The organism is Nostoc sp. JL34, assembly GCF_017114945.1.
GTDB lineage: Bacteria > Cyanobacteriota > Cyanobacteriia > Cyanobacteriales > Nostocaceae > Nostoc.
In genome coordinates this window covers 52,134-75,310 of the sequence record NZ_JABXKQ010000177.1, presented here as the reverse complement: position 1 = coordinate 75,310, position 23,177 = coordinate 52,134, and the positions used below count along the sequence as shown (strand labels likewise).

At 42.7% G+C, this 23,177-nt stretch carries 14 protein-coding genes; 8 read left to right on the top strand and 6 right to left on the bottom strand.

Features of this window, described 5'->3' with window-relative positions; translation table 11 throughout:
- Window positions 1–88 precede the first annotated feature (88 nt).
- From HWQ44_RS32245 to HWQ44_RS32235, 3 genes are all read right to left on the bottom strand, one after another.
- Window positions 89–256 carry a hypothetical protein gene (locus tag HWQ44_RS32245; protein ID WP_292726372.1) on the bottom strand — a complete coding sequence of 56 codons (168 nt, stop codon included), beginning with the start codon at window positions 254–256 and terminating at the stop codon, window positions 89–91.
- Window positions 257–565: 309 nt separating this feature from the next.
- The gene (locus HWQ44_RS32240) at window positions 566–5,605 is read right to left on the bottom strand and encodes a PAS domain S-box protein (protein WP_292726370.1); all 5,040 of its coding nucleotides are present in this window, start codon (window positions 5,603–5,605) and stop codon (window positions 566–568) included.
- A gap of 355 nt (window positions 5,606–5,960) precedes the next feature.
- A complete protein-coding gene (locus HWQ44_RS32235) occupies window positions 5,961–6,086 on the bottom strand; it encodes a hypothetical protein (protein WP_292726368.1) in 126 nt (41 codons plus the stop codon).
- 328 nt (window positions 6,087–6,414) lie between these two features.
- Between HWQ44_RS32235 and HWQ44_RS32230 the strand changes: the two genes are divergently transcribed.
- The 7 genes from HWQ44_RS32230 to HWQ44_RS32200 all read left to right on the top strand — a co-directional run bounded on the left by HWQ44_RS32230 (window position 6,415) and on the right by HWQ44_RS32200 (window position 20,139).
- Window positions 6,415–8,694 carry a glycoside hydrolase family 65 protein gene (locus tag HWQ44_RS32230; protein ID WP_292726366.1) on the top strand — a complete coding sequence of 760 codons (2,280 nt, stop codon included), beginning with the start codon at window positions 6,415–6,417 and terminating at the stop codon, window positions 8,692–8,694.
- Window positions 8,695–8,941: 247 nt separating this feature from the next.
- Window positions 8,942–11,806 carry an ATP-binding protein gene (locus HWQ44_RS32225; RefSeq protein ID WP_292726364.1) on the top strand — a complete coding sequence of 955 codons (2,865 nt, stop codon included), beginning with the start codon at window positions 8,942–8,944 and terminating at the stop codon, window positions 11,804–11,806.
- Between the two features lie 152 nt (window positions 11,807–11,958).
- A complete protein-coding gene (locus HWQ44_RS32220) occupies window positions 11,959–15,345 on the top strand; it encodes a COR domain-containing protein (RefSeq protein WP_292726362.1) in 3,387 nt (1,128 codons plus the stop codon).
- Window positions 15,346–15,580: 235 nt separating this feature from the next.
- The gene (locus HWQ44_RS32215) at window positions 15,581–17,674 is read left to right on the top strand and encodes a hydantoinase/oxoprolinase family protein (protein WP_292726361.1); all 2,094 of its coding nucleotides are present in this window, start codon (window positions 15,581–15,583) and stop codon (window positions 17,672–17,674) included.
- 78 nt (window positions 17,675–17,752) lie between these two features.
- Window positions 17,753–18,079, top strand: coding sequence for a hypothetical protein (locus tag HWQ44_RS32210; RefSeq protein ID WP_292726359.1), 327 nt, complete (start codon window positions 17,753–17,755; stop codon window positions 18,077–18,079).
- Complete coding sequence (locus tag HWQ44_RS32205) at window positions 18,063–18,395, top strand: hypothetical protein (RefSeq protein ID WP_292726357.1); 333 nt, start codon at window positions 18,063–18,065, stop codon at window positions 18,393–18,395. The genes HWQ44_RS32210 and HWQ44_RS32205 overlap by 17 nt, the downstream gene beginning before the upstream one ends.
- A 178-nt stretch (window positions 18,396–18,573) precedes the next feature.
- Window positions 18,574–20,139 (top strand): hydantoinase B/oxoprolinase family protein, encoded by a 1,566-nt coding sequence (locus HWQ44_RS32200; RefSeq protein ID WP_292726355.1) that lies wholly within the window; start codon window positions 18,574–18,576, stop codon window positions 20,137–20,139.
- A gap of 4 nt (window positions 20,140–20,143) precedes the next feature.
- Here HWQ44_RS32200 and HWQ44_RS32195 read toward each other — a convergent pair whose 3' ends face one another.
- Window positions 20,144–20,959 carry an alpha/beta hydrolase gene (locus tag HWQ44_RS32195; RefSeq protein WP_292726353.1) on the bottom strand — a complete coding sequence of 272 codons (816 nt, stop codon included), beginning with the start codon at window positions 20,957–20,959 and terminating at the stop codon, window positions 20,144–20,146.
- A 55-nt stretch (window positions 20,960–21,014) separates the two neighbouring features.
- A complete protein-coding gene (locus HWQ44_RS32190; protein ID WP_292726351.1) occupies window positions 21,015–21,407 on the bottom strand; it encodes a carboxymuconolactone decarboxylase family protein in 393 nt (130 codons plus the stop codon).
- Between the two features lie 434 nt (window positions 21,408–21,841).
- On the opposite strand from HWQ44_RS32190, the gene HWQ44_RS32185 reads away from it, so the two are divergent.
- Window positions 21,842–22,258, top strand: a complete 417-nt coding sequence (locus HWQ44_RS32185) for a (2Fe-2S) ferredoxin domain-containing protein (protein ID WP_292726349.1) — start codon at window positions 21,842–21,844, stop codon at window positions 22,256–22,258.
- A gap of 225 nt (window positions 22,259–22,483) precedes the next feature.
- Here the strand turns inward: HWQ44_RS32185 and HWQ44_RS32180 are convergent, their stop codons facing one another.
- Window positions 22,484–23,143, bottom strand: coding sequence for a nuclear transport factor 2 family protein (locus HWQ44_RS32180; protein ID WP_292726347.1), 660 nt, complete (start codon window positions 23,141–23,143; stop codon window positions 22,484–22,486).
- Between the last annotated feature and the right edge of the window lie 34 nt (window positions 23,144–23,177).

Genomic DNA, 23,177 nt, shown 5'->3' with positions numbered 1-23,177 from the left:
GCAGGGAGAAAGAGGTTTTCCTGACTTTTGCACGGATGCGGTAATCATAAGTAATTAACCGGACTTGATATAAGAGGATGTCACTAAATTAACTCGCGTGTTCCCAGTCACTGAGTAACTCATACTGTTGTGCTATTTTTTTACATTTGCGGAATGGTACTTTAGGAGTACCAATATCCATGCCAGGAAAAGACTGTTTTTTCGTATTGGTGGGTTTTTTTTCTTTTGTCGTTGAACTGATCTGTTGGGTTTCCATTGGTAAATAAATATCTGACTAAAACCTGAGCACCAATTTATAACATCAATTTGCAAACGGCAAATTTCTGAAGAGGGATAAAAAATCAACACGCCGCTTGCACAAGTATATTTTGTAACTTTGTGGGGAAAAAGTGAAGGAAATTGTATCAGGTTCAGATAAGTAGCTAGACAAAAATCTTTACTGTCATTGCGGAATTAACTTTATCCGACTACTTACCAATTCTTTATAATCTCACAACAGAGAAATCTCCGCGTCCCTGCGTCATCGTAGCCATCTTTTGGAGTTTTGGTACAATTTGCGCTCAGATTAAGATTGATTGTCCTCAATAAGAAGATTAACGATCGCTGTAGCTAAATCCACTGGATCTACGGGTTTAGGTAGGTGTTTCTGAAATCCTGCTGCCATTGCTTGGTTATAATTCATTTCTCCAGCATAAGCAGTCAAAGCGATCGCTGGAATTTCCCCACCTTCCTCTGGTGATAATTTTCTCACCTCGCGCAGCAACATATAGCCATCCATCAAGGGCATTCCAATATCGCTTAACAGGATATCTTGCTTTGATTGCGCCAATGTTTCCAGCGCTTCGGCTGCTGATTCAACTGCCGTTACAGTTGCACCATATTGTTCCAGCGCAAAGCTAAAAAACTCTCGCACATCAGGTTGATCGTCCACAAGCAGGATTTGCACTCCAGCAAGTAATGTGTCGTCATTACTGAGTTCTGCTTGAGAAGTTTCACCAGTGTTGACTCGCAACTCAGTATTTTTCAGTAAAGGTAGTCTGACTGTAAAAGTAGCCCCCCGTGCTTCTCCCAGACTCTCTGCCTGAACTGTACCACCATGAAGTTCTACTAAATGGCGGACAATTGCCAGTCCCAATCCCAGCCCGCCAAATACTCTGGTTGTTTTAGCATCTGCTTGCCGGAAGTAGTCAAAGACGTAAGGCAAAAATTCCGGGTTGATTCCCTTACCTGTATCAATTACCTGGATTTGGGCATCTAAGCCAACTTGCTCTAGACGCACTTCTACTTGTCCATCTGTGGGTGTAAATTTAACGGCATTGGAGAGGAGATTCCACATTACTTGTTGTAAGCGATCGCCATCGCCGAGAACTTTGCCGATATCATTACTTAACACCGTTTGAATTTGAATTGATTTGGCTTCTGCTGCTAAACGCACTGTTTCTAGTGCAGATGCGATCGCTACTTTCAAATCCACTGTATAGAGATTTAACCTGACTTTACCTTGTAAAATCCGCGAAACATCAAGTAAATCTCCAATCAATTGGGTTTGTAATTTGGCATTCCGCTCGATTGTTTCTAATGCCCGGATTTTAGTGGCTTCGTCGAACTTACGGGTTCTGAGTAACTTTGCCCATCCTAAAATCGGATTCAGGGGAGTTCGGAGTTCATGGGAAAGGACAGCGAGGAATTCATCCTTAATGCGGTTGGCTGTCTCGGCTTGTGCCCTGGCAGTCTTTTCAGCTTCATAAAGTTGAGCGCGGGCGATCGCTTGTGCACACTGTTGTCCCAGTGTCAACATAAATCCCCGGTCTTCTTCATTAAATATTTGAAGAGGAGTAAAGCTTAATCCCAAAGCCCCAATTACTTTACCTTCTACTATCAAGGGAATGGAAGCCCAGGCATTATTCGCTATCACAGTCACAACATCTGCTAAATCGGGATATCTAGCAATCATGGCTGCTAAATTTTCTAAAAAAATCGGCTGCCCAGTTCTGACTGTTTCTGCTATTTGGTTAGGTGCTGTTAGCGGAAAACTTGTCCAAGTATTTATGAGTGTTTGCGGATAGCCAATTGCTTGCACAACTTTTAGGGTAGTATTTCCTTCAGTAAGTAAGACAACGGAACCACCAGTAGCTTCCAAGGCGGCAATGCCTTGGTTCACCACTACATCAGCCACCTGTTGGGGAGTTAAGGCTTCCGAGAAGGCAGCAGTTATTTTTTGTAAAAGTACTGTGCGATTGACAGACCGTTCAGTTTCCTGGTACAGTCTGGCGTTGTCGATAGCTGTCGCTGCCCGCCGAGCAATATCTTCTGCTAAAGCCAAGTCTGTTTGTTGATAGTACCGACCAGATTCGGCGGTAAAAAAAGAGATTGCTCCAAATAATTGCCCACGAGAACGAACTGGAATCACCATCAGAGAACGAATACCCAGATTTCGCAGCAATTGCAGATGTTCGTCATCTTCAGACATCTGTAGAAGATGAGAGTCAGATAATTCGGGATAAAAGACAGATATTCCTAAGCGTAGCTGCTGCAAAAGCTGTTTAGCTCTGGTTTTAGGTCGATAACGCCGTCGGATTTCGTCTAAGGTATTTAGTTTTGTGGAATCGGCAATTGCGATCGCAATTTGTTTACTTGACCAATCTTCTTGGAAAACATCTACAATACACCAGTCAGCTAAAGTTGGAACTGCAAGATTAGCCACACTTTTCAAGGCGATTTCATAATCCAATGAGGCAGCTAGTAAGGTGCTGGCTTCGACTAAAAAGTTTTGCGTGGCTTCAACTCGTTTGCGTTCGCTAATATCTTCAATAATGCCTAATGCATACTTTGGTTGTCTGTTAGCATCCCAAACTGCTGATGAAGTTACATTTACCCAAACTATGGAACCATCTTTGCGGATATAGCGCTTCTCTAGGGAATAACCACTAATTTCTTGTGTCAAAACTCGCCGAGCATTTTCCCAATCAACTTCTAAGTCGTCAAGATGGGTAATTTCCTGGAAGTTCATTTGCATTAACTCTTCATGGCTATACCCAGTAATTTCGCATAGAGCAGGATTAATTTGCAGAAATTGTCCATCCAACGTTATTAAAGTAATACCCACAGCTGCTTGGTTGAACATTGCTCGGAACCTTTCTTCGCTTTCCCGCAAGGCAACTTCTGTTTGCTTTGCTGCTGTCACATCTGCCAAAATAATCCCAATTCCTACCGTTTCACCCATTGAATTGTTGACTGGGTAATAGTTTCCCAGCCAGTAGCCGTAACGTTTGGGTTGCTCCCTTGTCTCACCGCTGATTTCCACATTCAGCACGGGTTCTCCAGTATCCAACACGCGCTGTAACTGTTGCTCAAACTCAGTCGCCATTGCTGGCAGCACTTCCCCAAATTTGAGTCCTAGATGTTCTTCGATGCTCAAACCATTAATGTCAGCGAAAACTTGATTAATTCGGATATATCGCAGTTCCCGATCTAAAAAGCATACGGCAACAGGAGCAGCTCCTAGCAGTGCATCTAGAAGAGATAGAGATTCGGCATAATGGACTAAAGCCTCGTGGATATCTCCATAAAGTCGGGTATTTTCCACTGCTAAAGCAGCCCGATGGGTAATATCTGTTGCTAAAGTTAGGTCAGAGCGATCGTAGTGACGGTTTGATTCTGCGGTGACAAAGGTGATGCAGCCGAGTATTTCTTGGTGTGCGATTAAAGGCACAATCATCAAAGACTTGATTCCCAATTGCCGAATCACTTCTAAGTGTTCGTGATTCTGAGTAGTTGCCACCAATAGCGAGTCAGGTACTTCTGAAATTAATTCTGGTTGCCTGGTTTGTAGTACATTAGCGATCGCATTTTTACCCTTAGCATCTGGGACATACTGCTCCAGTTTTTGCGCCAACTCCGCTTTCGATGGGTCTGCATAGGCGATAGGTAGGCGGCGAATGGAACCATCTTCATTTAAAATATCAACGCTACACCAATCAGCCAGCTGGGGAACTGAAATTTTGGCTATCTGTTCTAAGGTTTGTTCATAATCTAGGGAAGTAGAGAGTAAACTACTAATTTGGGCGATATAGCGGAGTCTTTCCTCAGCCTGTTTGCGCTGTGTAATATCAAGAACAAAAAAAGCTCCTCGTTTTATAGTCCCTTCAAAATGGCTACCACCTGCCAAAATTGGCAAGCGCGAGCCGTCTTTACGGATATATTCCTTTTCATAGGGTGTGCAAAAGAAACTATCTTGAAGTTGAGTTTGTGCTTCTTTATCGAGTTGCACGTACTCTGTAGGAGTTAGGTCTTGCCAGCGAAGTGTTCCAGCAAGTAATTCTTCACGGGTATAACCCACCATATTCAGCAAGGCATCGTTAGCCTCTGTAATCCTACCGTCTCTATCCCAGAAGCCAATACCAATCATATTGGACTCAACCACGCTACGAAACTTTGCTTCGCTTTCCCGTAATGCTTGCTCAGTTTGTTTCAGTTGAGTAATATCAATTGAACTAATGCCCACTCCCAACAACTGCCCATCCGGCAAACACACCGGATAATAACTGACAAGACCATAACGATACACCCCAGGCGGATAAGTTTCACCGCTCACTTCCTGGTTGAGTAAGGGCTGCCTAGATTCCATCACTTGCCTAAAAACAGGCTCAATTTGCGCTGCCCATTCCGGTAATACTTCCCTAAAGGTGCGACCAATATGTTGACTTTCCGGTATACCGTTGATGGCAGCCAAGGCTTCATTAGTATGAATGTAGCGAAGTTCAGTATCAAGAAAAGCCAGCGCCACTGGTGAACTAGTAACCCAAGCATTGAGTAACGCCAGAGATTTGTCTTTTTGCCCAATAGCTTGCTGAAGTTCCTGGTGCAACCTAGCTTTTTCTAGTTCTGCCTGCTTGCGTTCAGTAATATTCACACCTGCACAGGTAATACCCTGAATGTTATGGTCTGCATCTTTTAGTGGTTCAACGAGCAAATCATAGTAACGGTCTTCTCCACAAATTGTCAGATAAACCTCTTCACGGGTTGCAACACCAGTCTCTATTACTTTCAGCTTAATTGCCCTCAATTGCTCTGCTACTAAGGCTGGAAATAATTCATCATCAGACTTGCCTAACATTTCCTCAGCAGTTTTTAGACCTTGAGGATTATGAATCCACTGATATCGCAAATCGCGATCTTGCTGAAAGACCAAAATATCTGAACTACTTAACGCTAATCGAAATCGCTCCTCACTAACTCTCAGCTTTTGTAGATTTTCATCAGCCCGTTTTTTAGCAGTCTTTAATGCTTCACATAGAATACTAAAGAGCAATCCCTGTAATGCAAACAACCCAATTCGCACAGAATTTGATCGGTCAAAACTTAGTTCAAACACTGGCGGGAGGAAGAAGTAATTGCTCAGTAGCGCAGACAAGCTGGTTGCTAAAAGCCCTGATTTCAGACCACCATACCAAGCACTCACTATTACAGCGCTAAAAAATAGTAAAAAAGGAGTTCCACTCATGCTTAACCAGGGGTCTAACATCAGCATTAGCACTAATACAAGTGCAACAATTAATACAGTAATGCTATAACGCACCAATTGAGAATAATGAATATGGGGCATGAAAATGTCTTGGAACAACCAATACTTATTGTAGAGGCTGTACATACCCTAAGCTAGTTTGCAAATTTTAGTAACTTATCCATAGATAGATTATTATTTAGTTTTAAAAACTTCTTTTGTTAGAAGCTAATTATTCCAAATTATAGTAGGTAAGTCAAAATTTATCGTTAATTTTATATATAGCAATCCTGTTTTATTTGTAAAATTTGCAAGCCACACATTCCCAATTTGTTTGATAATTCGGGGATATTGTTGAAAATTGCTATCAATTTTATACCCACAACTAAAGTTTTCATTCTTCCTTATTTCCTCCTACCTTTTGCCTTCTAATTAATTTGGGAATTGAAGCGTACATTTATGACTGATGCCAAACAGATTGCGATCGCAGAATAGCTATATAGGCGGTATCATCAAGCAACGGATAGAGGAGAGCGCAGTTATTACCAAATAATTTGGCTGTTGGCAACAGGAAAAACAGCATTGCAAATATCACACGGATAGCAACCGTCTACTCCGTCCTGATAACAAAAAAGCACTTAATGCCATCACTGATATATGAAAGTAATTTATGAAAAACTGGCTCAATTGGGATCTAGTTAAGATTTATGAGTTCTAACTGTCGTTATTAGCGAAATCTAACTGTAGACAGATGAAATCTGAAACGTTACTGTTAGGAAGAACGTCTTTTTTTGTGTTTAGGCTATATTCAAGTCTAGGCGCTAGAGAAAAGGAGTTAATCACTTAAAGATTGCTCCTAATTGTACTGTATCCTGCCCACAGCCAGCCCTAAGACATAGGTTTTATCACTCATGCTCAACGTATCCACTCACAATTCTCAACAAAATCAGCAATTAATTGACAATACTGACTGGAACGTTATTGAAACAGAGTTTGACCCGAAACAGTTACATCATAAGGAAACCGTCTTCACCCTTGGTAATGGGTTGTTAGGAGTGCGGGGTACATTTGAAGAAGGGTATTCCCAGGATTTTCCAGCCACACTCATCCACGGTGTTTATGATGATGTGACAATTGCTCATACTGAACTGGTAAACTGTCCCAACTGGCTGCCATTGGTAGTGAAAGTAGCAGGCGAACGCTTTAGTATGGACAGTGGTAAAGTTCTCAACTATGAACGCCGGCTTGATTTACGCTTAGGTTTAGTTAGCCGTGATGTGCGGTGGCGTAGTCCTAATGGTCATACCCTAGATTTTCACTTCGAGCGTTTCACCAGTTTAGCAGACCAACATGTTTTGGCAATTCGCGCTCAAGTTACATCTGTAGACTTTCAGGGTGAAATCACTATCGAAGCAGGATTTGACAACGAACCACATACTCAAGGCGTCAAACATTGGCGAACCTTAAACCAAGGTGGTATAGATCAGATTATCTGGTTAAACAGTCAAACCCTCCACTCAGGGATTCAATTTGGGATGGCGGCTAAGTTAGTGGTAGATGGTGATGAGACTATACCTGTAGGCGTCGAAAATGCTTCTAGTTCTCCCACTTTGACAACCACCTTGGAGTTATATCCAGGAAAAACGGCGACTGTAGAAAAGATTGTCACCTTGTTTACTTCACGAGAGACAGAAATTCCCGTTGCCGCCGCCTTACAAAGACTCGCTGATGAACCCAGATATGCTACCCTATTAGCAGCTCACATTGCGGCATGGGAGCAAGTGTGGCAAGACAGTGACATTATCATCGAAGGCGATCGCTTGGCTCAGTTAAGCGTTCGTTACAATCTCTTCCAATTACTGGCCGTAACACCGCGTCACGATAACCGAGTCAGTATCCCTCCCAAAACCCTCTCCGGTTTTGCCTATAGCGGACATATCTTTTGGGATACGGAAATATTCATCCTTCCCTTCCTCACCTTAACTCAACCATCTCTAGCGCGGAACTTGCTCACCTACCGCTACCACACCTTACCAGGAGCTAGACGCAAAGCTCAAGAAGCAGGTTATCAAGGAGCGATGTATGCTTGGGAAAGTGCCACTACTGGCGATGAAGTAACTCCGCGTTGGGTTCCTGCTCCCAACGGTGAATTAATCCGCATCTGGTGCGGTGACATTGAAGTGCATATCACTGCTGATATTGCTTATGCAATATTACACTACTGGCAGACTACCAACGATGATGACTGGATGCGGGATTATGGCGCGGAAATTATCCTTGATACGGCTGTGTTCTGGGAAAGTCGGGTGCAGTGGAACCAAGAGCGCCACAGTTATGACATCCTAGATGTGATTGGCCCTGATGAAAATCACGATCGCGTTGATAATAATGCCTTCACCAATCTCATGGTACAGTGGCATTTGCAGTCAGCTTTGGGGCTGTGGGACTGGCTCAAACAAGCTTACCCTGAAACATCAGCACAACTCGTGCAAAAACTCAACTTAACCACAGAGCGTCTGCACCGTTGGGCGGAAATTCAAGAGCGTCTATTTGTCAATGAAGATACCCAAACGGGCTTAATTGAGCAGTTTGAAGGCTTTTTCCAGCTAGAAGAGGTTAACCTTGCTGATTACGAACCGCGCAGCAAATCTCTGCAAGGTTTGTTGGGAATTGAAGCCACAAGCCAAAAGCAGATTCTCAAACAGCCAGATGTATTGATGCTCTTGTATTTGTTGCGCGAACGTTATGACCATCAAACCCTCGCTACCAACTGGGACTATTACAACCAGCGCACCGACCACAGTTATGGTTCTTCACTAGGCCCAGCCATTCACGCCATCTTAGCTTGCGACCTCAATCAACCAACCGAAGCCTATACACACTTTCTGCGATCGGCCTTGGTAGACTTGGAGGATGTAAGGCGTAACGCAGCCGAAGGAATTCACGCTGCCAGTGCTGGAGGAGTATGGCAAGCAGTAGTTTTTGGGTTTGGCGGTATTCGGATGACTCAATTTGGCCCCGTTGCCTGTCCCAATCTACCACCCAATTGGACACGTTTGAAGTTTCGCCTGCAATGGCGTAACGAGTGGTATGACTTCGACTTACGAGCTGAAACGGAAGTTAAAGTTCGCACCTTGGCAGATACACATCCAAAATTAGTAGAGTTATCTTCGACTTGGCTGAAGTTTTAATCGATAGCTCACAGTTTCACAAGTGAAACTTTGATCCCCCCAATACGGTTGGGTTAACAAAGTTATCTGTTGAGGGGAGCAGGGGAAGCAGGGGGAGAGAAATTGCTTAATATATAACTCTCATTCCTCCCCTGTCCCCCTGCCTCAAGAGCTTATCCGAACCGTATTGCCCAATCCCCAGTCCCCAATCCCCAGTTCAATTAACTATGATTCCGAGCAGAAAGTCTCTGTTCAGAACATTTAAGAGATGGGAACTCTAGCTAATGAGCTTAATTACAGTATCCCATCCAACACTGCCATCATGTCCCATCCTGCTCATGCCACTTTGGGTCAATCTTCTTACCCTCGCTTGACTAGAAGCCTGAGTGCTATTGAAAGTTGGGGCTTTGGTTTGACAGCTCATATTTCTTGGACAGCATTGGTTCCAGCAATTCATGCTGCTCTCGGTTCTCAAGCTATTTTTGTCTGGATACCTGCGGTAATTTTCGGAATGGTGCTCAACTATCAGGTAAAACGCTTGGGTATGCATTTTATAAATGTAGCTGGAGGAACACCTAACTATGCTACCAAACTACTGCAAAACTACCCAGGACTTGCTAGCTATGCAGCAATTGGATACCTCCTCAATTGGGTTTCTTACTTAGCAGTTAATACAATCGTACTCAAAGATTTAATCAAGGTGAATTTGGAGGCGCTGGGTATTGCTTGTCCAGACATATTTCTGGAGATTAGCTTTACACTGTTGCCGTTTATAGTGGCGTTTAGTGGGACTCGCGCCCTGAGTATTTTACATTTGTTTTTTGTCATTCCAGCCTTTGGACTATTAATCACCTTCTGTGTGCAAGGTCTTTGCTGGTTAGCTTTTTCTCCCGTTAGTCCTGGGTTTTTTCCTAGCAGTTGGTCACCTTTGAGCTTCGTAGATTGGGCAAAGTGGTTCTTTTTCGTCACCTATGCAACCTACAGTTGTGAAACCGCTTCTTCCTTTGTTGCTGATAGCTGTCACCCTACTCAAACGCTGCGTTTTCTAGACGTTGCAGCTTGGACGATGCCACCCATCTTTTTGGGGGGATCTTGGGTAGTGATGCGATTAGCAACAGACCCAAATCTTAAAGACAATGCTTTTCTGAATCTTGTGGCAGCTTCCCTACCCTTTTGGGGAAGATTCGCTGGTGTAAGTGTTTCCTTCTTGCTAGTAGCTGCAAGTCTTTTAGGTTCGGCAACAGTAGTTTCTAATTGCCCACGAATTTTGTATCAGTTGGCCTTAGATAACCACATCTCACCAGTATTTTCCGTTGTATCACGTCAGGGTGTGTTTGTCCCAGCATTGACGTTGACACTGGTGTTGTGCTTAATCTATCTGATTTGGGGAGATGTGGCGCGAATCGTGGCTGTTGGTAACATTGGCTGGTTTGTCTCCTTTATGTTACTGCATCTGGGGCTTTGGCTCCGGCGCGATCGCCCAGAAGTTTTATTTCCTCGCATATCTCTGGCCATTCTACTGTTAGAAGTTGTGGTGCTGTTGGTGGGCGGATTTGCTTGGGGCTGGCTCAACTTGCTGATTGGGCTATTATTTCCTATTGGTGTCATGGGCATAGATGCGGTGATTCGCCGTGTGAAATTCCCCGCATTCCATCCCAGTTGGTGGATGCAGCGATATCGCACTCGCCCTGTGGTAATTATCAAAGATTCAGTAATTCTTCAGGTGAGTATCCTGATTTTTTTACTGTGCAGCGCCGTGGCAGTTGGCTGGTTATTTGGCGTCAAACTTAATAAAGTGGCGACTGCGGGCGGTGAGAATATATTTGTGGTGCTACTGATGAGCGTGGCATTTGTGGGAGTAGCGATCGCTTGTTGGACAACTTTACCGCAAGTAGTGGCGATCGCAGAAGCCAGAGTTGCTGCCGAACACCTGTTTACTGTCGCCCAGGATGGTATTTTAGTCGTAGATAATCAAGGCATTATCCGACAAGCTAATCCAGCCACTGAATCGTTCTTTGGTGTTAACCCATCTGAGTTGCGGGGAAATCACCTCAACAAATGGCTATCTGCATTAGTCTACTATCCAGACCAGTGGACAAAGCGTAGCGAACAAATCCTAATTGGCAATGGGAAAAACAGAACCCTGGAAGTTTCTATCTCAGATAGACCCCATCAGAATTTTCAGGAGTATGTCGTGATTCTCCACGACATTACCCAGCGCAAACAAGCAGAGCAGATATTGCGATACTCAGAAGCACAATTGCGGCAAGAGGCAAAGCAGCTAGTATCTCAACTGGTGCATAGTGAAAAAATGTCCAGTTTGGGGCAGTTAGTAGCAGGTGTAGCGCACGAAATCAACAACCCAATCAATTTTATTTCTGGCAATGTCGGCTATGCCAACCAATATATCCAAGATTTATTGAGACTGCTGCAATTATACCAGCAAAATTATCCTCATCCAGTAACGGAAATTCAAAAACAAACAGAAGCAATCGACTTAGATTTCCTGATTGCAGACTTGCCCAACTTGCTAACTTCGATGACAGTTGGTGCCGAACGAATCACAGAAATTGTCCTATCTCTGCGAAACTTTTCCCGGTTAGATAACGCAGAGATGAAAGCTGTGAATATCCATGAGGGTATAGATAATACGTTGATGATTTTGGAACATCGCCTCAAACCTAAATCTAACAATCAAACAATTGAGGTGATTAAAGAATACGGCGACCTGCCATTAGTAGAATGTTATGTTGGACAATTGAATCAAGTATTTATGAATCTTCTTGCAAATGCGATCGATGCTTTAGAAGAGGCAGTGGGAAATGGTGAGTGGGAAATAGGGGAAAAAGCGCTCTCTAATCCCCAGATACGCATTCAGACTGAATTCACTAGCGAAAATCAGGTAGTTATTCGTATTGGCGACAATGGTATAGGCATTCCAGAAAAGGTACAAAAACAATTATTTGAACCATTTTTTACGACTAAACCAGTTAATAAAGGTACTGGGTTAGGTTTATCTATTAGTCATCAGATTATCACCCAAAAACATCAGGGAAAATTAGAATGTATTTCTGCACCTGGGCAGGGGACAGAATTTGTCATTGTAATTCCGCTAAACCAGCAAGCTATCTAATTGTCAATATTATTTGACGTGGTTAAATTTTCACCCTTGGCGTTGCTAGAATGTTAGGCTGAGATTTTCTGGCTAAACCACCTGTATAGGCTGTTACCTAGAAAAAGTCTGGCTATTACTCCGATTTTGGTAGTGAGAAAAAGGATTTGGTCATGGCAAAAGATAGAGCTTATTGGGAAGCAGAGCAGCGTATTGAACAGGCACGGCAAGAGGGAGCAATAGAACTCGATCTCAGCAACATAGAACTTACCGAGCTGCCAGAGGCGATCGCATCCCTGACTCAATTGCAAAATCTTGACCTCTCCGACAACCAACTGACCGAACTGCCAGAAGCGATCGCATCCCTAAAGCAGTTACAACAGCTTGACCTCTCCAACAACGAACTGACGGCACTGCCAGAGGCAATCGCATCCCTAACTCAGTTGCAACAGCTTGACCTCTCTCACAACGAACTGACGGAACTACCAGAGGCGATCGCATCCCTGACCCAGTTGCAACAGCTTGACCTCTCCAACAACGAACTGACGGCACTGCCAAAGGCGATCGCATCCCTGACTCAGTTGCAAAATCTTGACTTCCACAACAACCAACTGACCCAACTGCCAGAAGCGATCGCATCCCTGATGCAGTTGCAACAGCTTGACCTCTCCAGAAACCAATTGACGGCATTGCCAGAGGCGATCGCATCCCTCACCCAGTTGCAAGAACTTGACCTTTCTGGAAACCAATTGACGGTAATCCCAGAAAGCCTAAGACAACTTTCAAAACTTTTTAGACTAAATATATTCAACAACAAACTCCAATTTCTTCCTCATTGGATTGGCAATTTGCATTCACTCAATCAACTCGCGATTGGAGAGAACAGGTTTATAAACTTGCCAGACTCGTTAAATTCTCTAGAAGACTGTGATAATCTCACGTGGCTAGATTTAGGAGACTCTGGAGGAACAGGAATTCCACTTAAAAAACTTCCAGATTGTATCCGTAGACTTAAAAAATTAACAGAACTCCTTGCTGGTTTTTGTGAATTGGAGTCAATCCCCAACTGGATTGGGGAGTTGACTAATTTAGAAAGACTTGAATTATACAACAATCAAATCATCGACTTACCAGTATCCTTAGAAAAGTGTCTTCACTTAAACAAACTCAATCTCAAAGACAATCCCCTCAACCCTGACATTGCTGCGGCATACGAACAGGGACTTGATGCTGTCCTGCAATACCTACGGGCAAAGGCAGAAGAACAAATAACACTAAATGAAGCCAAACTGATCCTAATTGGTGAGGGTGAGGTAGGTAAGAGTTGCCTTTTGGGAGCATTACGGGGAGATGAATGGGTAGACGGTCGCCCCACAACTCACGGGATTGAGATTAAGCCTGTAATTGTCATCAATCTTCACACTGGCATAGAAATCACGTTGAATGGTTGGGATTTTGGCGATCAACGGGTTTATCGACCAACGCACCAGTTGTTTTTCAGTGCGCCAGCCGTGTATCTGGTGATCTGGAAACCACGGGAAGGCCCCCAGCAGGGCTTTGTCAAAGAGTGGATTACGCTGATCAAAAATCGAGAACCAGATGCAAAAGTGTTGGTCGTCGCAACCCACGGCGGCCCCGGACAGCGACAACCAGACATTGACAGACAAGAAATTCTCGATCAATTCGGCAAAGATACGGTAATCGATTTCTTCCATGTAGACAGCAAACCCAACCAGGATACGACCGATTGCGCTGGTCTTGCAGAATTAAAAGATACTATTGCTCGTGTCGCTGCATCTCTTCCCGAAATGGGGCGTTCCGTTCCCGCAAAGTGGCAACGTGTGCGGGAAACCTTACAGACAAGTGACAAAGCCTATCTCCCCTACAATGATGTCATTGCCATCTGCGCTGAACAGGGAATCGATGAGGAGCAAGCAGAACTGTTTCTTCGCATCTCCCATACACTAGGGCATTTCATCCATTATCATTACGACCTAACACTACGCGATATCGTCATCCTCAAACCCGATTGGCTGGCAAAGGCAATCAGCTTCGTGCTGGATGATGAAACAACACGCAAACGCAACGGTTTGGTGGAATTTGAGCATCTCAGTCAGTTGTGGAGCCATCCCCCATTTGCAGGCGAAGAAGGCTACCTCTCAAAGTTGCATCCAATCTTTCTGCGACTGATGGAACGCTTTGATCTATCCTACAAAGTGGTATTCGATCCGGCAGAACCTAGTAATACCAGCCTGATTGCTCAACTCGTTCCCGACACACGCCCGGAGCCATTGCCCAATTGGGGAGAGCAACCGGAAGCGGGAGACAGACAACAAGTACAAATCTGCCGGATTGTAGATAGTCGCGGACAGTTTGCAGTGGCAGAAGGATTATTTTACCAGTTGATTGTCCGGTTGCACAAATACTCACTGGGACGGGCGAATTACGAAAACAGCATCCATTGGCAACGGGGCTTAATGCTTGACAATGATTACAACGGTCGGGCATTGCTGGAATATGTTGGCACTGATGTAAAAATCACGGTGCGGGCAGCTTATCCAGAAAGGTTCCTATCCTATCTCACGGAAGAGATTAAATGGCTAGTCGAGAATTTCTGGGAAGGGTTGCGTTGTAATGTCATGGTTCCCTGCATTGAAACTTGCGGTATGAATGCCCCTGGAAACGGACTGTTTGAGGTACAAAAACTAATTGAAAGCAAAAAGAAAAATCGCCATGAGTTCCCGTGTCCCATTTCCGGGTGTGGCGAATGGCAAAACATCGATCAATTGCTGAATAACGCGCCAACTACTCAACCCCCATCCCAAGAAATTGTCATTGAGCAGCTTCGAGGCATTATGCAAGACGAGCTAAAAGTCATTCGCAGAGATTTAGTAACCTTAGATCGTCGAGATCAAGTACGTTTTCAGGCATTATCTCAGGAGCAACGCACCATTTTAAGCAAGGTCGATCAGCAGTTTGCAGAACTAATGCAGATGCTCACCGATGAAGCAAAAGATGGCCCGCGCTTGTTTAGCTTTCAGCCTGTCGATCCGAAATTTTTCGATCGCCCCAAATGGATTAGTGCCAAATTTCAACTTACCCTCTGGTGCGAACACGCACGTCAACCACTTCCAGCCTTAAATCCAAATGACAAGAAAAAGGGAGTCTATGAATTAGACTTGCCGCGTGAGTGGTTTACCAAGGCAGTCCCCTATCTCAGAATTTTGACCGGAACCCTAAGCCTAGTCTTACCTGTGGCAGGTTCGGCAACTAAATTTATACTGGATGATACCACCTACAAAGCCATTGAAGAACAACTAGATTTGGGACAGAAAAGCATCGAGTCTACTTTGAAGGGAAGTGATATGGCTTTGGCTGGAAAGTCTAAGAGCGATGCCTCATTCTTGGAAGGCGATGCAATCCGCGCTCAAGGCTCGATTTTACGAGAATTACACGCCTTATTGAAAGAAAAAGATCCTAGTTTTGGTGGTCTAGTGCGGGTGCAGAACAAACGCCGCGAATTTCTCTGGGTTCATCCTCAATTTGTGGATGAGTATTAATTTCCAAAATAAACTTTTTTGATATCAATTTCGGCTAATTGTTGGGTTTTGTTTCTCAAACGCCTCTAGACTTCCTGTTCGTTTCTTACCCTGATGATGACTAAAGTTATAAATGCGATCGCCAGCAATACGCCAATACTGAGGAAAAATTTGGTAAAAATTTAGCTCACTTATGTATGCATAATGTTCTTCTAAGATTGTTATGCTACCTCTATACTATCGAGTAAATAGAGTAATGTTGAAGGTTTTTGCTGACCGTGGTGGTACATTCACAGATATTGTTGCTGTTACTAATAATCAAGCAATTATCGATGGGGTTTCAAAACATCCCGAACGTTTTTTAATTGTGACTTTGCCTAATCAGCAATGGATTATAGTCTACAAACTACTTTCAGAAAATCCTGAACAATATCAAGATGCAGCCATCCAAGGTATTCGAGATATCATGGGTATTGCTAGCAACGAACCTATTCCTACCGAAGCGATAGAAGTGGTAAAAATGGGGACAACAGTAGCAACAAATGCGCTGCTAGAAAGGAAAGGCGATCGCGTCGTTCTTCTGATCACCAAAGGATTTAAAGATGCACTGCGAATTGGCTACCAAAATCGTCCTAACATCTTTGCCCGCCAGATAATTTTACCAACGATGCTTTATGAACAAGTAATTGAGATAGATGAACGCTACGATGCTAACGGAAATGAATTAATAACAATAAATGTTGAACAAGTAAAAAGTGACTTACAAGCAGTTTACCATACAGGAATTCAAAGTTGTGCTATTGTTTTTATGCACAGCGATCGCTATCCTAAACACGAACAAGAAATAGCCCAGCTTGCCCAAGAAATCGGCTTTACCCAAATATCCATATCCCATCAAGTTAGTCCTTTAATGAAGTTGGTTAGCCGAGGAGATACAACAGTAGTCGATGCTTATTTAACTCCTATTCTGCGCCGTTACGTTAACCAAGTAGCAAGTCAGTTATCCAGCGTCAAATTAATGTTCATGAAATCTGATGGCGGTTTAGTCGCAGCCGAACAATTTCAAGGAAAAGATAGTATTTTAAGTGGCCCGGCTGGCGGTATTGTTGGCGCAGTTCAAACTAGTAAAAGGGCAGGCTTTGAGTTAGTTATTACCTTTGACATGGGAGGGACAAGTACAGATGTTGCCCACTTTAAAGGAGAGTATGAACGACAACTAGATTCGGAAATTGCTGGGGCGCGAATGCGAGTTCCTGTATTAGCAATTAATACCATTGCTGCTGGCGGTGGTTCAGTTCTCTTTTTTGATGGTTCTAGTTATCGTGTCGGCCCTAAATCTGCCGGATCAAATCCTGGGCCTGCTTGTTATCGACGTGGTGGGCCATTAACGGTTACTGATGCCAATGTGATGTTAGGTAAAATTCACCCACAATATTTTCCCTCAGTTTTTGGCATTGATGGCAATTTACCTTTAGATAAAAATACTGTTATTCAGCAATTTACCCAATTAACTCAAGACATTCAAGACGCTACATTAAATTATTGTACTCCTGAACAAGTCGCTGCTGGATTTATTGCGATCGCAGTGGAAAATATGGCGAATGCAATTAAAAAAATCAGTCTGCAACGTGGTTATGATGTCAGTCAATATGTGCTTTGTTGTTTTGGTGGTGCAGGTGGGCAAGTTGCTTGTTTAATTGCGGATACCTTGGGAATGAAAACAATATTTTTACATCCTTATGCTGGTGTTCTGTCTGCTTATGGAATGGGATTAGCTGATGTACGGGCGATTAGAGAAGGAGGAGTTGAACAACCTTTAACTCAAGCATTAATCCCTAAGTTACAGCAGCTAATGGAATATTTAGAAACTCAAGCTAGCTATGAAATAGATGAAGCACTGAGTCAAGTAGAAGTAATCCAAAAAGCTAACTTAAAATACGAGGGAACTAACTTTATCTTGACTGTTAATTTTGCCGATGATGTGGTAATGATGCGACAAGAATTTGAGAGTGAACATAAATCACGCTATGGTTTCATTCAATTAGATAAAAAATTAATTGTCGAATCTGCTTCAGTGGAAATAATTCACAAAATGGATACTCCTGAAGAACCTTTAGTTATTCGTACCCGCCCTTTAGATGAAGCGCCCATATCTGTTGAAATAGTCAGGATGTTTACTGCTGAGAGATGGCACGATACTCCTATTTATAGACGAGAAGATTTACAGCCAGAAGATATTCTTAATGGCCCTGCGATCGTTATCGAAAAAATTAGCACGATTGTAGTTGAGCCTAACTGGCAAGCGAGATTAACTGCACACAATCATCTAATTTTGCACCGTAAATATTAATTAATTCATCAGGATTAGTCTGTAATTTACAGGATAATCAATATCAAGTCACTTGTAGTAAACCTAAATAGAAGTTAAATGTCACCTTACGTTTATCCGGTTATTAAAACCGCAGAAATAGAAACTACATTCTCAGAATTAGCAGAACAATGGCGGTGTGAGATAGGAATGCTCTCTGTTGTTTCAAAAATATCAATGCATCCCGCTTATCAAAGAATAATCGGAATGGGACAACCTGTGGTTCCTTTGATTATGCGTGAACTTGAGCGCGAACCAGACCATTGGTTTTGGGTCTTAAGTGCAATTACAGGAGCAAACCCTGTCGAAGCCGAACAGCGTGGTAGACTTCAGCAAATGGCTGTAGCTTGGATTGAATGGGGGAAAGCAAATGGATATAGATGGTAAGTTGGAAAGCTACAGAGAAAATAAATTTCCCAACTTCTACCATACTGAATATTCTGTAATCAGTAAGCAAAGTACATCATATAATTGTTTTGCTTGGGCTGCGGGTGAAGATAATCGTTGGTGGAGTCCAATAGACCCAGATAATATGTATTACTGGGTAGAAGGTTTTATAGCTAATTTTGTAAAGGAATCTGAGGCTATATCCGACTACACAAGCAAAATATCAAATTTAGAATTGCAAATCGACAATTATAAAAAAGATATTCAAGACCTGACATCCGAAAATCAAGAGTTACAAAAAATCGCTAAACCATAAAGAATTCAAGAGCTTGAGCAAAAATTAGATAATGCTGAAAGAGCTAGACAAAATCTTAATGAAGAGCTAGCTAAGGAGAAAAGTAAGAAATGTCTAATTAGACTTCCTTAAATAAATAAATTTGCTGTTAGTATGGCAAATTTAGCTATGAAATCATCTATTTAAAGAAAATCTCCAAATGCACACAACATCTAAATACGATCCCATCCGCTTAGAAATATTTAAAAATATCTATCAATTTATCGCCGAACAAATGGGGATTGTGTTGCAAAACACGGCTACATCAGTGAATATCAAAGAGAGGCTAGATTTTTCCTGTGCTATTTTTGACTCATCGGGATTATTAGTAGCAAATGCCCCACATATTCCTGTACATTTAGGCTCAATGAGTGAAAGTGTCAGAAGTTTAATTAATGATAAAGGCGACACCCTAAAAACAGGAAACGTCTATCTATCTAATAACCCCTATAACGGCGGAACACATCTGCCTGATGTAACTGCAATTACCCCTGTATTTTTAGAAAGTAGTGAAAATAATCCATCCCCAATGCCCATCTTTTTCGTTGCTTCTCGTGGACACCAAGCAGATATTGGCGGAATTACTCCCGGTTCAATGCCTCCCCACAGTACCACAGTAGAAGAAGAAGGAATTCTCTTTGATAATTTCCTCTTGGTTGAAGAGGGAAATTTTCGAGAAACCGTAGTCAGACAGCACCTTTCAAATCATACTTATCCTGCTCGTAATCCTGACCAAAATATAGCCGATTTCAAAGCCAAAATTGCCGCAAATGAACGGGGAGTTCAAGAACTTTCTAAAATGGTTGTACAATACAAGCTCGATACTGTTCAAGCTTATATGACATTTGTGCAAGCTAATGCTGAGGAGTCTGTGAGACGTGCGATCGCAGTTCTCAAGGATGGCTCATTTACTTATAAAATGGATAATGGGGCACAAATTCAAGTTAAAGTAACGATTCACCCAGAAAACCGTAGTGCTACCATTGATTTTACTGGGACTTCTCTACAACTAAATAGTAATTTCAATGCTCCCAAAGCCGTAACTCAAGCAGCAGTCTTATATGTCTTCCGTACTTTAGTTGATGATAATATTCCTCTCAATGCCGGGTGTCTTAATCCTCTAGAAATTATTATCCCAGTTGGCTGTATGATCAACCCAACCTATCCAGCCGCAGTAGTCGCGGGTAATGTCGAAACTTCTCAAACCATTGTCGATGCTTTATATGGTGCTTTGGGTGTTATGGCTGCTTCTCAAGGAACGATGAATAATTTTACTTTTGGTAATGAGCAATATCAATATTATGAAACTATCTGCGGCGGCTCTGGCGCAGGAATTGATTTTGATGGCACTGATGGTGTTCATTCTCACATGACTAACTCCCGCTTGACCGATCCAGAAGTTTTAGAAACCCGTTATCCTGTACTTTTAGAAAGCTTTGGTCTTCGTGCTGATAGCGGTGGCAAAGGAAAATATTCGGGTGGTAATGGAGTTGTCCGGCGCATTCGATTTCTTGAACCGATGACAGCTAATATTCTCTCTGGTCATCGGGTTGTTCCTCCCTTTGGATTAAATGCTGGGGAAGCAGGAAAAGTAGGACGGAATTGGATACAACGTCAGAATGGAATTGAAGAAAATTTAGACAGCACAGCAACAGTAGAGATGAAAACTGGAGATGTTTTTGTGATAGAAACTCCTGGCGGCGGTGGTTTTGGTAAATACTCTTAAATAATCAAAAATTGCTATAAGCTGGCTTCAACTTTCCCAGAAAATTGAGCATAGCTGAAACCACAGCATCCGGCGACTCAATCAAGAAGCCATGACCACCGCGTTCGATGACTACAAGTTCAGCATTGGGAATACCTTGAGCCAGTTGTTGGGAAAACTTTAGCGGAGTGAGAATATCTTGTTTACCAACCATAACTAAGGTAGGACAATGAATTTGTTGGAGGCGGTCTGTTGTGTCACTGCTAAGGATGGCTTGACTGTGATGATAGAGTGAATGAGTTGCTGGTGGGAAAGGATATCTGATGGCAAATTCAATCAGACCTTCGATCATTCCAGGAATCGAGTAAAACGCATCTGTAAATATCCAGGGTAATACGACTTTTTCATAAAGTTTCAGGTCTACATTACTAGAGAGGTCGCCCCAAGTCTCAATGATGCTGTTGAATAATGCATCACCTTTTGCTAAAGATGAAAGTAGCATCAGACTTTTTACCTTTTCAGGGTGTGCTAAGACTAGCTCTTGGGCTATCTGACTACCCATTGAATGACCTGCTAGATGCACCCGATCAATGCCGATGCGATCGAGTAATGCTGCAATGTCACTAGCCATCTGTTTCAAACTATAGGGGTTTTCGGGAGCAGAACTTCTCCCCATACCTCGGTTATCCAAGCGAATGACTTGATACTGCGAAACCAGCGATGGCATAATCAACGACCAATAAGCATGATCGCAAAGAAAGCCAGCTATTAATAGCAAAGGCTCACCCGTTCCCTTAATGTCGTAGAACAAATCAATCCCGTTAATCTGAACCTTGGGCATAGTAAATAATTCTGCTAAACCTTATTTTTAAGCAGGGATAGACAAGGCTAAACTCCTACGTCTTGAATTTCTCGTCCACGGGAATTTGATAGCCGTTGGCGAGGCGATTGGTCATATTGGCTGTGGCTGCGATCGCCATTAGTTCCCCGAACATAGTATCATTCATACCCTTGGCACGTGCCGCTGCTGTGTGCGAGGCGATGCAATACTCACAGCCATTCGTCGCACTCACGGCGATATAAATCAGTTCGCGCATCAGTGGATCAATTTCACCAGGGCTAACCATCACTTCTTTTAACGCTTGCCACGTTCGTTGCAGAGTCGGAGGATGGTTGGCTACAGCTTTCCAGAAGTTATTGATGTAGTCATTCTGACGTGTAACGCGGATGTCGTCATACACTGCACGTACTTCGTCGCTGGCTTCTTCGTATTCGATCAGCTTAGTCATGTTTTAATTCCATATAGTTTCCCCAGCGAGTGGGAACCCCTAGATTGTAATACTGAGTTGCAATTAAAGATAGTAACTTGAGTCTTTGAGGCTAAAACTTTTAGCCAATGTCAGGTTACTGAAACGACACATTGACAGCGCACGACTAAAGCGCTTTCTCAATCCAAGCAACACGAGTGAGTATCCTACCATCTATTTCTTGAGTGATGGTACTTCCCTGTACCTGAAATTCAAGCTGTTGTAAATACGTTTCAATGTCCAGAAGAATTATTCCTCGGCTAACCAAGCTTTTAGTTGAGAGTGATTGGAAGCTTGTTCACTTTGATAGTCATTACTCTCCATATACGGGCATGAATCAGTTAGTTATCTACTTGAACAGACTAAACGGGAAACTTATATTATTCTGTCAGAGAGAGAAATAGGTAGGGTCATCCATGAAAAAACTGATCCAGCGTATTAAGACATTGCTCCAACGTATCCTCAAGAGGTCTGCATCCAATTCTCAGCAACTATCGTCTCCAATAAATACTCGATTAGAAACTTCTATTCCAACTGTTTCTCCCCGATGGGAATCTGGTTTAGTGCTTGTGTGTTCGCAATGTGCAAACGAGCAGTTAGGCTCAACGGCTTCCGAAGACTTAGAGAATTGGTTGAAATCTCGTTTAAAGTTTGAGGGATTATGGGGTGATTTTCGGGTGGTTAGCACCAGTTGTTTAGGAGTTTGTCCCCGCATGGGCATTACTGTAGTTATTGTAAGTAATGGAAGTCACGGAAATAGTCCATGCTTAATTGTAAATCCTCGAAGCGATCGCGAACTTCTCTACTCATACGTCAAACAAAATCAAGGCTGAATTCAAAGGTTTTCTAACATTTAGATTGTGAATATTTTTTCGCTAAATTATTGAACGCCAAACTGTATTTTGCTTGCAGTATGCTTCGGTTAAGTGGTAAATAAAAAAGGGGTGAATTCAAATATTCACCCCTTAACCTTTTATTCTTACCTTTTTCCCAGACCACAAGGGAGGTAAAGAATACTGATCCAAACCGTATTAGTACCATTCATGTCTCAGGAATTATTACTTTAAGCGAGGTATATTTGGTATTATCAAGGTACTTGAAGAATTAGTGGTTCGAGAATTAGCGGCTGAAGAATTAGTGGTTGGGGAACTGAGATTCAAGAAATCGATCAGTTTAAGGGTACGTTTACGAATTTTCCAGCGCCCATTTCTGTTGACGACTTCATCTTCATAAGTACCATTAGCAACATCAATGCTAGTTTCTGAACGTTTGTGAGTCGCGTGGAGGTAAGAAGTCATCGTTGCTTGATTATTTTGAACTGAAATGTTTATCGTACCCATCAAGTGTTGAGTGGCTGTATAACCATTTCCTTGAAATACTGAATAGACAAAATCTGCCCAAGAATCTGTTCCATAATTTGTTTGAGTTGCCCCATCAGGAAAAATGGCAGTGAGAACTGCATCTTGAGTAAAACAATCCCGATAAATATTCTTTCCTTCTTGGAGATTTCCCCTACCAATGGCGTCAGTTCCCAGCGAGTAACAGGATGTTAATTTTTGAATTTCTAGTTCCGCATTAGGTTGAGTTGCACTTGCTATTTCAAACCTACCTCCAATAAACAGCACAAGAGCGACTGCAATCACAACCAAAGTTATCCGATTTAATAGAAACGAGATAGCTTTTGTAACTATTTGCCCATTTTCTCTTCTTTTTTGCACAGTATCGCCACCTTAATTTTTACGATTTTCGCAT

Bases quoted from the DNA above. Each gene is read 5' to 3' on its own strand.
- HWQ44_RS32245 (WP_292726372.1), bottom strand. From the start codon at position 256: ATGGAAACCCAACAGATCAGTTCAACGACAAAAGAAAAAAAACCCACC.
- HWQ44_RS32240 (WP_292726370.1), bottom strand. From the start codon at position 5,605: ATGCCCCATATTCATTATTCTCAATTGGTGCGTTATAGCATTACTGTA.
- HWQ44_RS32235 (WP_292726368.1), bottom strand. From the start codon at position 6,086: ATGCTGTTTTTCCTGTTGCCAACAGCCAAATTATTTGGTAATAACTGC.
- HWQ44_RS32230 (WP_292726366.1), top strand. From the start codon at position 6,415: ATGCTCAACGTATCCACTCACAATTCTCAACAAAATCAGCAATTAATT.
- HWQ44_RS32225 (WP_292726364.1), top strand. From the start codon at position 8,942: ATGGGAACTCTAGCTAATGAGCTTAATTACAGTATCCCATCCAACACT.
- HWQ44_RS32220 (WP_292726362.1), top strand. From the start codon at position 11,959: ATGGCAAAAGATAGAGCTTATTGGGAAGCAGAGCAGCGTATTGAACAG.
- HWQ44_RS32215 (WP_292726361.1), top strand. From the start codon at position 15,581: ATGTTGAAGGTTTTTGCTGACCGTGGTGGTACATTCACAGATATTGTT.
- HWQ44_RS32210 (WP_292726359.1), top strand. From the start codon at position 17,753: ATGTCACCTTACGTTTATCCGGTTATTAAAACCGCAGAAATAGAAACT.
- HWQ44_RS32205 (WP_292726357.1), top strand. From the start codon at position 18,063: ATGGATATAGATGGTAAGTTGGAAAGCTACAGAGAAAATAAATTTCCC.
- HWQ44_RS32200 (WP_292726355.1), top strand. From the start codon at position 18,574: ATGCACACAACATCTAAATACGATCCCATCCGCTTAGAAATATTTAAA.
- HWQ44_RS32195 (WP_292726353.1), bottom strand. From the start codon at position 20,959: ATGCCCAAGGTTCAGATTAACGGGATTGATTTGTTCTACGACATTAAG.
- HWQ44_RS32190 (WP_292726351.1), bottom strand. From the start codon at position 21,407: ATGACTAAGCTGATCGAATACGAAGAAGCCAGCGACGAAGTACGTGCA.
- HWQ44_RS32185 (WP_292726349.1), top strand. From the start codon at position 21,842: ATGAAAAAACTGATCCAGCGTATTAAGACATTGCTCCAACGTATCCTC.